This window comes from Mycobacterium sp. RTGN6 (assembly GCF_033804605.1).
GTDB lineage: Bacteria > Actinomycetota > Actinomycetes > Mycobacteriales > Mycobacteriaceae > Mycobacterium.
Genome location: NZ_JAPZKZ010000012.1, coordinates 59,915 through 71,856, shown reverse-complemented (window position 1 = coordinate 71,856; position 11,942 = coordinate 59,915). Strand labels below are relative to the sequence as shown.

11 protein-coding genes are annotated in these 11,942 nt (G+C 63.1%); 6 read left to right on the top strand and 5 right to left on the bottom strand.

Going from position 1 to position 11,942, the window contains the following annotated elements; all coding sequences use genetic code 11:
* Nucleotides 1-9: 9 nt before the first annotated feature.
* The 5 genes from SLQ33_RS26790 to SLQ33_RS26770 all read right to left on the bottom strand — a co-directional run bounded on the left by SLQ33_RS26790 (nt 10) and on the right by SLQ33_RS26770 (nt 6,057).
* Complete coding sequence (locus SLQ33_RS26790) at nt 10-1,347, bottom strand: MCE family protein (RefSeq protein ID WP_319456939.1); 1,338 nt, start codon at nt 1,345-1,347, stop codon at nt 10-12.
* Nucleotides 1,348-1,352: 5 nt separating this feature from the next.
* A complete protein-coding gene (locus SLQ33_RS26785; protein WP_319457097.1) occupies nt 1,353-2,168 on the bottom strand; it encodes an ABC transporter permease in 816 nt (271 codons plus the stop codon).
* A gap of 35 nt (nt 2,169-2,203) precedes the next feature.
* Complete coding sequence (locus tag SLQ33_RS26780; protein ID WP_319457096.1) at nt 2,204-2,914, bottom strand: ABC transporter permease; 711 nt, start codon at nt 2,912-2,914, stop codon at nt 2,204-2,206.
* 421 nt (nt 2,915-3,335) lie between these two features.
* Nucleotides 3,336-5,288 carry an AMP-binding protein gene (locus SLQ33_RS26775; protein ID WP_319456938.1) on the bottom strand — a complete coding sequence of 651 codons (1,953 nt, stop codon included), beginning with the start codon at nt 5,286-5,288 and terminating at the stop codon, nt 3,336-3,338.
* Nucleotides 5,289-5,322: 34 nt separating this feature from the next.
* Complete coding sequence (locus SLQ33_RS26770) at nt 5,323-6,057, bottom strand: FadR/GntR family transcriptional regulator (RefSeq protein WP_319456937.1); 735 nt, start codon at nt 6,055-6,057, stop codon at nt 5,323-5,325.
* Nucleotides 6,058-6,168: 111 nt separating this feature from the next.
* Between SLQ33_RS26770 and SLQ33_RS26765 the strand changes: the two genes are divergently transcribed.
* From SLQ33_RS26765 to SLQ33_RS26740, 6 genes are all read left to right on the top strand, one after another.
* The gene (locus SLQ33_RS26765) at nt 6,169-7,101 is read left to right on the top strand and encodes an LLM class flavin-dependent oxidoreductase (protein ID WP_319456936.1); all 933 of its coding nucleotides are present in this window, start codon (nt 6,169-6,171) and stop codon (nt 7,099-7,101) included.
* Nucleotides 7,102-7,124: 23 nt separating this feature from the next.
* Entirely contained in the window at nt 7,125-8,141 is a 1,017-nt protein-coding gene (locus SLQ33_RS26760; RefSeq protein ID WP_319456935.1) for a 3-keto-5-aminohexanoate cleavage protein, read from the top strand.
* A 5-nt stretch (nt 8,142-8,146) separates the two neighbouring features.
* A complete protein-coding gene (locus SLQ33_RS26755; RefSeq protein WP_319456934.1) occupies nt 8,147-9,175 on the top strand; it encodes a homogentisate 1,2-dioxygenase in 1,029 nt (342 codons plus the stop codon).
* The gene (locus tag SLQ33_RS26750; protein ID WP_319456933.1) at nt 9,172-9,906 is read left to right on the top strand and encodes a DUF6081 family protein; all 735 of its coding nucleotides are present in this window, start codon (nt 9,172-9,174) and stop codon (nt 9,904-9,906) included. The genes SLQ33_RS26755 and SLQ33_RS26750 overlap by 4 nt, the downstream gene beginning before the upstream one ends.
* Nucleotides 9,906-10,952 (top strand): aromatic ring-hydroxylating dioxygenase subunit alpha, encoded by a 1,047-nt coding sequence (locus SLQ33_RS26745; RefSeq protein WP_319456932.1) that lies wholly within the window; start codon nt 9,906-9,908, stop codon nt 10,950-10,952. The genes SLQ33_RS26750 and SLQ33_RS26745 overlap by 1 nt, the downstream gene beginning before the upstream one ends.
* Nucleotides 10,953-11,032: 80 nt before the next feature.
* A complete protein-coding gene (locus SLQ33_RS26740; protein WP_319456931.1) occupies nt 11,033-11,938 on the top strand; it encodes an ABC transporter substrate-binding protein in 906 nt (301 codons plus the stop codon).
* Nucleotides 11,939-11,942: the final 4 nt, after the last annotated feature.

Below are 11,942 nucleotides of genomic sequence, written 5' to 3'. Positions count from 1 at the left end.
CTCGGTGGCTCATGGGCCCGCAGGTGGTGCGCCGGGCGGCGGTGGATACAGCGGTGTCCCGTCCGGCCCGTACTCCGGCGCTCCGTAGGCCGGCGCACCGGGATATGCCGGCGCCGGACCAGGGGCGGGCCCCCCTGGGTAGCGGATGCTCGGGGGTTCGGGGATTCCGCGGGTGACCGGCAGGTAGTTGGCCCAGCCGGGGAATCCGATTCCCGGATTGGGTCGGACGTCGAGTCCGGTTCCCCACCCGGTGTTCGTAATCAATTGGCGCACTGGGAAGTTCTTGGTCGCATCGGGCAGCGAACCACATCCCGGCTTACCCCCTGGTCCGCCCTTGGCGGCGATGATCGGCAGATTTTCGGGGTAGTGGTAGGGGTCGTCACCCAGCAGGATGCCGGCGTCCAGGATCGACGACTTGCCGTTGCCACCGAGGGCGGCATAGGCACCGTTGTCGAGCCACCATTTAGCGCCCAACAGCAAGCAGGTGTATTCGGGGTTGTACTTGTACAGCAGGTCGGTAGTGGGTTGCAGGACGTTGACGGCGTGGACCAGGTTGTCTTTTGCCGGCCCCAACAAATCGATGCCGCTGCGCGCCAGCCCGGTCAGGTTGAGCAGCAGGGAGTCCAGCGACGATGCGTGGCCGGTAAGCGTCGTACTGGTGGTGCTGGCGGCGTCGATGAAGGCCAGAATGTTCTGCGCAGCTGCACTGTAGGTGTCACTGAACCCGATGAACGCCTTGGTGTCCTGCGCAACCGTGTCCATTCGCGGATTGAGGGCCAACAGAACCTGATTCGCGTCGGTGGTCGCAGTACCGATGGCTTGGCCTTGTCCCCGCACACCCTCGGCCAACGCGGTCAACGTCGCGTTCAGCTTGGCGGGATCGATCTTCTTGATCACGTTCACTAGGTTCTGGAAGACCGTGTTGACTTCGACGCTGACGTTGCGGGACTGCAGGACCGCCCCGGAGGACAGTCGGGCTGCGCTCGCATGCTCGGGTGGGATCAGGTCGACGTACTTGGCGCCAAAGGCGGTGGTGGCTCTGATCTGCGCGTCGACGTTGGCCGGAATGTAGCGGATCTTGTCGGGGAAGATTTCCAGCTGCAAGCTGACGGAATCGGGGCCGCTGCTGACCGTGGCCACCCGGCCGACGTCGACCCCGCGCATCCTTACTTTGCCGCCGGACTCCATCACCAGGCCCGCCCGCTCAGACGTCAGGGTCACCGGTACGAACTTTCGAAATGTGCCCTCGAACAACGCCGTAGCAGTCAAGGACCAGACGACGACCACGGCAAGGAAGATCGCCGTCCACCAAGCCGGGTGCAACCTCTGCTCGCGTGCGTCGGCCATCGTCGTCACGCGAGGTTGAAGTTGCCGGACTGGCCGTAAACGGCCAGTGCGATGGACACGATCACAAACGCCGAGACGACCAATGAGGTGCGCACCGCGCGGCCCACGGCCTCGCCGACTCCCGCTGGTCCGCCGGTCGCGGTGTAGCCGTAGTAGGTGTGCACCAGCATTATCGCGGCGCCCATCGCGACCACTTCGAGAAATGACCAGATCACGTCGGTGGAACGCAGGAAGGTGTTGAAGTAGTGGTCATAGACGCCAGTCGACTGGCCATAGCCGAAGGTGGTACTCGCTCGCGCCGCAATGAATGCCATCAACAACGCGACGCAGTAGAGCGGAATGACGACGATCACGCCCGCCATCACCCGGCTGGACACCAGATAGGCGATCGATCGGACGCCCATGACCTCCAACGCGTCGATCTCCTCATTGATCCGCATCGCGCCGAGCTGAGCCGTGGCGCCAGCCCCGATGGTCGCCGCCAGACCGATGCCGGCCACGGCCGGGGCCACCAGCCGCACGTTGACGTATGCGGACGTGAAGCCGGTTAACGCCTCGACCCCGATGCCCGATAGCGAGTTGTAACCCTGAACGGCGACGGTCGCTCCAGCCGACAAGGTCAAGAAACCTACGATCACGATGGTTCCGCCGATCACCGCCAGAGCGCCGCTGCCCAGACTCATCTGGGCGATCAGCCGCAGTATCTCGATCCGGTAGTACACCAACGCGTTTCGCATCTCGGCGAGCGACTTGGTATAGAAGGCCATTTGCAGACCGACTCGGTTCCAGCCGTCCGCCCATCCGCTCACCGTGCGGGTCATCCGAGGAAACCGTTGCCGCACCACCACCTTGCTGCTCACTTCGCCACCTCCACGCCGACCGTCGTGACGATCACATTGATGACGAACAACGCCATGAACGAGTAGACGACCGTCTCGTTGACCGCGTTACCGACGCCGGCAGGGCCACCACCGACGGAAATGCCCTTGTAGCAAGCGATCAGGCCGGCCGCCAATCCGAAGAGTGCAGCCTTGCACAAGGAGACAATCACGTCGGACAACCCGGTGAGCAACGTCAAGCCAGCGGCGAAGGCGCCCGGTGTGACGTGCTGGACGAAGACGGAGAACAAGAACCCGCCGCCAAGGCCGATGACCGACACGAGTGAATTGAGCAAGAGGGCAATCAGGGTGGTGGCAAGAACACGCGGGACCACCAGCGACTGAATCGGATTGATGCCCAACACCCGCAGCGCATCAAGCTCTTCCCGGATGGTACGTGAGCCCAGATCGGCACACATCGCGGTCGCGGCGGCGCCCGAGATCACCAAGACCGTGACGATCGGGCCGATCTGGGTTACCGCTGCCTGCGCGGCGCCGGAACCGGAGAAGTCCGCCGCACCGAACTCGAGCAACAAGACGTTGATCAGGAACACGGTGAGCACCGTGAACGGAATGGCCAGCATCAACGTCGGGACGAGTGCGACGCGTGCGACGAACCAGCTCTGTAGAAGCAGCTCCCGCCAGGCGAACGGCGGCTTGAACATGAGCACGAACGTGTCCAGCGCCATCGCATAGAAGTCGCCTACGGCGCGGATGGACTTGGTGGCGGCGGCCGAGGAAATCAACGCCGTCCGCCCTGCTGAGTGCAGCAAAGCCTCATTGTCCGCCCTATCCCTTCGTGCAGTCCAGCAGACCAAATCCGTGTCGACTGATGCCGACTCTTGTGTGGGCTACGCCACAATGTTCGACGAATCTAGCGAATTTTCTACGCTTTAGTCAAGCGCCTGTCGCTACGCATCCCAACACATGGATTCGGCGGATGTCGGGGCGTCGTGGCGAGCCGATTACCCGGCGGCCAACGAACCGTGCCCGCATGGACCCTGGCGGCTTCGCAAGCCCGTCGCCCACTACCAACCACCCGCTCCGTGACGAAGGAAAGGGGCTGCCCATCCGGGCCTAAGTTCGGTGATGCATGGACGTCTGTACGGGTCATCGCAAACTCGGAATAGTAAGTGCGCCAATGTCGCTCAAGACATCGAAGTTCTCTGCGCTCGAGAATTCTCCGAGTTCTTGATCGAGGATGGCGACACGGATTGCGCGCCGAAGGATCTTGCCTGATCGGGTCTTCGGTAGTGCCGCGATCTTGTGGACGGCGGCGGGTGCGAATGGTTTGCCCAGCTCATCGACGATCATTTGGGCCAGCGCACCTGATACGTCCTCGGTGGTGTCGGGAGTGGGGACCCAGAACGCCCATACCGTTTCGCCCTTCCTCGGATCCGGCACCCCGACGACGGCCACTTCGGCGACCATCGGGTGTCGGGCGACGATGGATTCGACCTCAGCGGACGCGAGCCGTTTGCCGGCTACGTTCATTACGTCATCTGACCGGCCGAGGATGAACCACTGGCCGTCCTCGTCGATACGTGCGAGGTCGCCATGGCGCCACATCCCGGGGAAGGTCGACCAATACGACTCGAGGTAGCGCGCATCGTCTTTCCAGATGCCGCGGGTCATGGATGGCCACGGCTGCCTGCAGACCAGTTCCCCGGCTTGTCCCCGCACAGGGGTGCCGCTTACGTCGACCACGGTGACGTCCATGCCGAGCGAGGGCCCGCCTACCGAGCACGAACGGATTGGTTCCACGGGGTACGGAGCAAGAAATGAACCTCCCACTTCGGTGCCGCCGGAGAAGTTGATAATGGGAACCCGACCGCCGAAAACGTCTCGTGCCAGCCACGTGTAGGACTCGGGGTCCCACGTTTCGCCCGTGGAGCCGAGCGTGTGTACTGATGACATATCGAACGCGCCGGGCCTGAATTCTGCGGCAGCGCGAATCGTGCGGATCAACGTCGGGGAAACCCCGAGCGTGTCGACGTGGTGCCGCTGCGCGAGCTCCCACAGTCGGTTGGAGTCCGGCACGTCCAGCGCTCCCTCGTAGAGCAGCAGTGTCGCACCGTTGGCATGAGTCCCGATGATCGACAGGGCGCCCATGATCCACCCCATGTCGGTGATCCAGCAGAAGACACCGCCACGTTTCACGTCGAATGAATAGGCCAACTCACTCGCCGTCTTGACCAAGAACCCGGCGTGGGTATGTACGGCTCCCTTGGGGCGCCCGGTGGTTCCGGACGTGTAGGCGAGCAGGAGCGGCTCGGCCGATGCCATCATTGCCGTCGGCCCGGCATCGCTTACGTCACCTTGCACGTCGTTCCAATCCACCTCCCGGGGGCGCACGGTCGCTTCGCGCGCGTTCGGGTCGACGTTGCGCACGACGATGACCTGTTCCACGGTCGGACACGATTCGATGGCCTGGTCGAGCGCCCGCTTCAGCAGCACCGTCTTGCCGCGGCGCCGGGTGGCATCGGCCACGATCACGACCTTCGCGTCCGCGTCCTGGAGTCGCGACGCGATCGCGGCCGGCGCGAAGCCGGAGAACAGCGGCACCAGGATCGCACCTAGCCGGGCGACGGCGTAGCACGCCACCACCGCCTCGGGCACCATGGGTAACAGCAGTGCCACGGCATCGCCGCGTTCGACCCCAAGCCGGCGTAGCCCGGCGGCAAGCTGTTTCACCTGCTGGTCGAGTTCTCGGAAGGTCAGCGATCGAACGGTGCCGCCTTCGTCTTCATGAACTACGGCCAGCCGTTCCGCGTCCGATCCATCGGCCGCCCACCGGTGCACGCAGGCATCAACGATGTTGAGCTCACCACCGCAGAACCAATCGGGGTGCTCGATGCCGCGTGAGAGGTCGACGAGCTGGGTGTAGGGAGTGCGAAACGGCAGGGCGAGATCCCGAATGGCCGCGTCCCAGTACCAGCCGATATCGGCGACTGACCGCTTGCGCAATTCGGCCAGCGAGTCCACGCCGTGTGCGCGCATCAGCCGCGTGACGTTGGCGCCTTCTATGTAGTCAGCTGTCGGATTCCAGACGTAGTCCGCCATTGCGATGGCTCCTATCACTAGGTCGGGTGACCGATCACAATTCCGTCGAACTCCCGGAAGCCGGCTGCTGCATCGCGCGGTCACCCCAGACCGTCTGAGAATGCTGTTCCGCCAACCGGTGTGCGCGCTCCGGTGCCGCCTCGGTGACGGCCGCCAGCAGTTCGCGGTGCTCGTCCACGAGAAGCTGCCAGTTCTCGCCGCCCTGATACTCGGGGGAGGCGCGGAGGCGCTCGACGATGCGCTCGAGCGCACTCACCATGAGCGCGAGGATCGGGTTCTTCGTCGCTTCGGCCAGCATCACGTGAAAGTCGAGCACGAGTTGAGTGACCGACCGCCCCGCCTTCAACTCGCGGTCGCACTCGTCGACGTTGTTGCGCAGCCGATCCAGGTCGGTTTCGTCGGCGTTCATTGCCGCCCAGGCAGCGACGGCCGGCTCAAGAACGGTCTTGACGGCGAGGAACTGCTCCTGGGTCACGTCCGCCAAGGCGAACAGATTCTCAAAGGCATTGACGGCAGGCTCCATCCGTCGATCGACGACGAACGGGCCGCCGCCCGACCCCGGCCGAATCTCGAGAAGACCCTGTAGCTGAAGGGAACTCAGGGCCTGGCGAACGGCCGAGCGGCTCACGCCGAACTGCTCACTGAGCTCGCGTTCCGTCGGCAACGCGGCGCCCACCGGGTACTCGCCGCTGACCACGGCGGCGCGCAGTTGCCGTGCAACCTGATCGCTCGGCCGAGCCGGCACGACGCGCGAGAACGTCTTAGACACGAGTGCACCCTATCGCCGCGAACGCAAACATACAAACATTGAACCTTTGAAGGTTGATGTGTAGCGTCGGTCACATCGCTCGGCCCGGCAGAGGACACAGGAGGTTGGCAGGTGCATACGCCTTCAGCGTCGGTGCTGGGCTTGCTGCTGCCGCCGGTTTCCAGTTTTGACGTCTTGCGCGAAGCGCTGGGAGTCATGGACGCAACCGGGTTCGATTCGGTGTGGGTGCCTGACCGCACGTTGGCGGGAATCGGGCCGTGGCCCGAGCTGTGGACACAACTCGGTTCAGTGGCTGCGATCACCCGCCGGCTTACCGTGGGGACGGCCGTTGTCGTCCCGTCCCGGCGCCACCCCCTGCACGTCGCACACGCGTTGGCCAGCGCCGACTTGACCACTGGCGGCCGCCTGATCGCCGGCGTCGGTCTCGGTGGCCTCGACCCGCGCGAGCACCAAGCCGTCGGGGTGGATGTTCGGGAGCGTGCCGGGCTGACCGATGAGTACGTCGGCCTGTTGCGCCGGCTGTGGCGCGACGACGCGGTCGATTTCGACGATGCCCGAATCTCGTTGCGGGGCGCTGCAATACCCGTTCGTCCGACCCGGCCAATTCCGATCTGGATCGGGGGCGGGTCAGACGCCGCGATCAAGCGCGCAGCACGAATCGGCGATGGGTGGCTGGGCGCGCAACAGGGTCCGGAAAACTACCGCCAATCAGTCGAAAGACTGGCCGAATGTGCGCGCGAACACGACCGCTCCCCCGAACAGGTGCCCGCGGGGATCTATCTCTTTGGCGCGATCGATCAGAACCGGGAACGCGCGGCCGCGAAGCTGCAACCGGCGATGACAGCCATGTTCGGCGCCCCCCTAGAAGTTCTCTCCGAGGCCTGCCTATGGGGCACGCCGTCGGATTGGTGCCAACGAATCGCCGACTACCAACAGGCCGGCGCAACGAAAGTCGTTGTCGCGCTATTCACCACGGAGTTGATCGCCGACGTACAGCTGCTAGCCGAAGAAGTACTACCCGCATTACCGACCCCACCCACGTAGATAGATCGGAGCACAGTGCCGCTATGTATGACCTGAAAGAGGATTGGGCCAACCTTCCATCACGGCTTACGGCACAGGCAATTCGCGGCAGTGCCGACATGGAAGCCCTGCCACTGCCCGAAGTGCAACCGCCATGGGACATTCCGGACACACTGGTGCTGACTGCCGCAGTGTCGGGACGCATCGCTCGCGACCTCGACCGAGACGTCGTCCGGCACTACGGGCTCGACTTCGACAGTTATGTCCAGGCCGCAATCGGTGCCATCGAAGCCGGCGCCTGCGGGATCCACCTCGACTTCCACGGCATTGCAGACATCATGCAATCCGGTCTGTCGGTTCCCGAGATCTACGAGAAGGTGTATCGGGATATCGATGCGGGCACGAGCAAGGACTGGGTGCGGGATGCGAACGTGCTCGGCGGAGACAGCTTCGCGGAGAACATGTTCCCCGTGACGTCGGGCATCGCCGAAACGGCGCCCTCGGCACCGAACTTTCCTGTGGACTGGATGGAGTCGGCCGCCAAGGTCATCGACGACCACGATGTCCGGATGCACTTTGCGATCCATTCGACCGCTGAGGTGGACCTGGCCGAGCGGCTCATTCTCTCGAAGGGCATTCTGACGCACCGGCCGTACTGGAGCATTCTCATCGGTTATCCCTACGATGACCGCACCACTCGCCTCGCCACCTATCTGAAACACCCGAGGGCGATGATGCAGGAGCTCATCCAGATCGTCGAGCGCATCAAGGAGCTCGATCCCGATGCGTTCATCCAGGTGTGCGCTGCTGGCCGAGCGAGTCACTACCTCTCGACCACGGCGATGCTGCTGGGACTTCACGTTCGGGTCGGTACGGAGGACACCGCATTCAAGTTTCCGCACAAGGACGACCTGATCACTGACAGTGTTGAGACGGTGGTATCCGCCCGGCAGACGGCCGAACTGTTGGGCCGGCGCCTTGCCACCGCCGATGAATTTCGAGCGATGATCGGGCTGACGGCTCGTCGGCCCGTGCCGGCAGCGACAGCCAACAAGGAGTGATTGACTTGCCCCCCGAGCCTTACTTCGATCTCTACACCCGAAACGGTTTCGTTGGTCCGGCGTCGACGCTGATCCGCACGCAGCACTCGCCCGACTACACACGGGTTGAGGGCATCTATGCGCCGCGGCGGATCGACACCGGCCGCCTCGACGTCGGGCTGTTCTCCCCACGCCCGCTACCCATTCCGCTGCTGGACAGCGGTGACGTGAAGGTCAGCTCGTGGCGACTGCGGCAGTCAACGCCGTTTGCGATCCGCAACGTCGTTGGCGACGAACTGCTCTTCGTCGTGTCGGGAACGGCGCGTCTGGAGACCGACTTCGGCGTTCTCGACTTGGTCCCCGAGGACTTCGTTCTGCTGCCGCGCGCGGTGACGTACCGGCTCGTCGAGGTCGATCAGTTTGACGCCCTGGTCGTCAGCGCCGATGACGCGACCACGTGGCGTATCGACCCCGAGCATGCCGCGGTGCTGAACCCGGACCTGCACGTCGACACCCCGCGCCCCTACGACGATCCCGTTGCGGGCGAGGGTGAGTACGAGGTGCTGGTCTTGCACGGTGATGGATGTACCTCGTTCTTCTACGACCGCGACCCGATCCCGATTGCGGCGACCGGGGGCGCCCCGGTCGTGCAGCGGTTCAACCTGACGAACGTCCAAGGCATTTCGGTTGAGCAGGGCTCAGTGCCGCCGCCACGTTTGATCAACGACAGCAGCACCCGGAACCTCTTCTTCTACCTCGGTTCCCGAAAGGTCGACGACCCGCCCATCCATCACAACGCGGACTACGACGAAGTCGTTGTCTACACCCGCGGACCCGGCCACTACGGCAGCCTCGATACCCCCGGGTTCGTGACGTGGACGCCGAAGGGAATCGTCCACGAAGGACCCCCGGAGAACGTCGTCGCGGGCTACCGCGCCTGGCTGTTCGAAAGCCGCGCGCGGCTTCGACCAACGACTGCGGCGCTGAAGATCAGCGAAGTCATGGAAACGACCAACTGGGAAGTGCATCCCAGCGTCGCAGGTTCGCGCCGGTGACCGCCGAATACGACCCGTTCACCGGTCCGGGCCTCGACGAGCAGCGCTGGGTGCAGGCCCAATTCCTCGACCCCGATGGCAGCCTCGTCGTAGCCCAAGAGGACAGCGCCAAGACGATGGTCGGGGCAGGAACGCTAGAAATCTGCGTAGAGAAGTTCGAAAACAAGAACGATTTCGTGCCCAATTTCGACAACGCCAAGCATCTCGTCGTCTCCACGCAGAGCTTTCCGCTCCCGGACGGGGCCTGCACCATTTCCGTCGAGATGACGGCTGAAATCCTTGGCGGGCAGGACTATAGCTTTCGCCGGGGGTTCGCGGCCTTCAACGTCATCGACCTGAGTACCGGCGCCATATTCGATCATCTGGTGACCGACCGAGAAAGCCGCGCGGTACGCGAACAACTCTCGATTCCCGGCGTCGGCGAATCCGCGGATCCGTTCCAATGGCTCGTGGAGTGCCCCATTACCGATACCTGCGACTTCACCGACTTCCACGAATACGCGATCGTCTTCAATCGGAGCGAAAGACGCGTGACCTGGCTAGTGGACCAAGCCCTCGTATTCGAAGCCGGGGATATAGACGTACCCGATTCGATTCAAATCGGTTTCGGGCTCATGACGTTGCTCCCATTCCAGAATGGAAACAGTGCATCGCTACTCGGCCAGGGCATAAATGCACGGTGGCGCCGACTCCGCACGCCACCCGTTGGCAGTCAAGGTAAGGAGCTGTAGTGCACTACCCCGAGGATTTTCCACGGAACCAATGGTATGTCGCAGCCCAGTCGGCTGAACTCGGCGTCGACCTGATTTCGCGCACCATACTGGGTGATCCCATTTGCATGTACCGCACGGAACAAGGTGCGCCGGTGGCAATGATCGACCAGTGTCTTCATCGTCAAATGCCGTTGTCCATGGGGCGACGAACCGGGGACTCCATTCAGTGTGGGTATCACGGCATCGTCTTCGACAGCGAAGGCCGCGGCGTGCGCATACCGGGGCAGTCGCGGGTACCGTCCACCTGCCGCGTACGCACCTACCCGCTTTTCGAAAAGTGGGGAATGGTGTGGATATGGCCGGGACAGCCCGAGCTGGCCGACGAATCCCTCGTTCCTGATCACCATTGGTTTACCGATCCCGGCTGGGCAACGGTCGGCGGGAAGGTTTACGTAGACGCTCGCGCACAACTGGTGAATGAGAACCTACTGGACCTCTCCCACGTGACGTTCCTCCATCCCGAGACGATCGGCACCGAGGAGGTTGCCGACACTCCCACCGACCCCGTTGAGTTCACCGATGCCTGGGTCCGCGTCGAAAGGCATATACCGAGCGCGACGATCCCTCCGTTCCACAGCAAGCTCATGGACATCGAAGGATTGGTGGAGCGTGAGCAGCATGCCGAGTGGTTCGCCCCTGGGTTCCATATCACGCACTTGAGTACACGGTCTGTCACTGGCGGCCCGAAGTACGTTCACAAGGCCGTCCACATGATTACGCCGGAGACCAACAGAACCACGCACTACTTCTGGGCCATCACGCGCGATTATCGGATCGACTCGGATGAAGTCAGCCGGTTGTGGGTTGAGGCTATCCCTCATGTCTTTCGGCAGGACATCGATGCGGTCGAGGCCATCGAGAAGAACATCCTCCGGTACGCGCCGGATCATCCCGTCGAACTCAACATTGCCGTAGATGGTGGCCCACTGCGGTGCCGCAAAATAATGGAGACCCTGATTGCGGAGGAACGGGGCGCAGTCGACGGTACCCGGAACACAGGATGAGCCGACGTCAGCTGACTCTGGCGTGCCAACCCTATGACCGAATGCAAGGCCTGCGGGACGGAACCACGGCGGTTCGCGGCGTGGACATCAATTTCCTTTCGCTGCCCGTCGAGGAGACGTTCTATCGGATGTTGCGGTTCCGCGAGTTCGACGCGGCAGAGCTGTCCCTCTCGAGTTATGTCTTGACACTGCCAGACGGACCATTCGTTGCGATCCCCGTCTTTCCCTCCCGGGCCTTTCGGCACAGCGCGATCTACGTTCGAGCCGATTCCCCGCTCACCGATCCAGCTGAGTTATCCGGACTCACCGTGGGGGTGCCCGAGTATCAACTCACCGCCGCGGTATGGATCAGGGGAATACTTCAAGACCACTACGGCCTCGACGTCGAATCGGTCAAGTACCGCACTGGCGGCCTTGATGAACCAGGCCGCATTGAAAAGGTCGCGCTGGACCTGCCCCCAGAAGTGGATGTCGCTCCGATCCCACCGGATCAAACGCTATCCACGATGTTGCTCGCCGGTCAGCTGGACGCGGTTTACAGCGCCCGAAATCCCGGCCCGTACAACACTTCTGGCCACGGAGGCATCCGACGACTATTCACCAATTCGAGCGAGGTTGAACGCGCCTACGCAAAGCAAACGGGGATCTTCCCCATCATGCACACCCTCGTCGTGAGGCGCGAGGTGTATGAAGAAGCGCCGTGGATCGCCCAGGAGTTGTTGACGGCCTGCACGGCGAGCAAGAACCAGGCGATGGGCCGTTTCCAAGAGACCGCCGCGCTCAGTTGCATGCTTCCGTGGTCCCCGGAGCACGATGACGAAGTACGCCAGCTGCTCGGTCCGGACTGGTGGGCGTATGGGGTTGCCGCGAACGAAACAACGTTGGGAACGTTCCTTCGATATTCCCATGAACAAGGGCTGGCCGCGAAGCTCTACCAGCCTGCAGAAATCTTCGCCGCGGAAACACTCGAGCGCTACGTCGTGTGAGTTC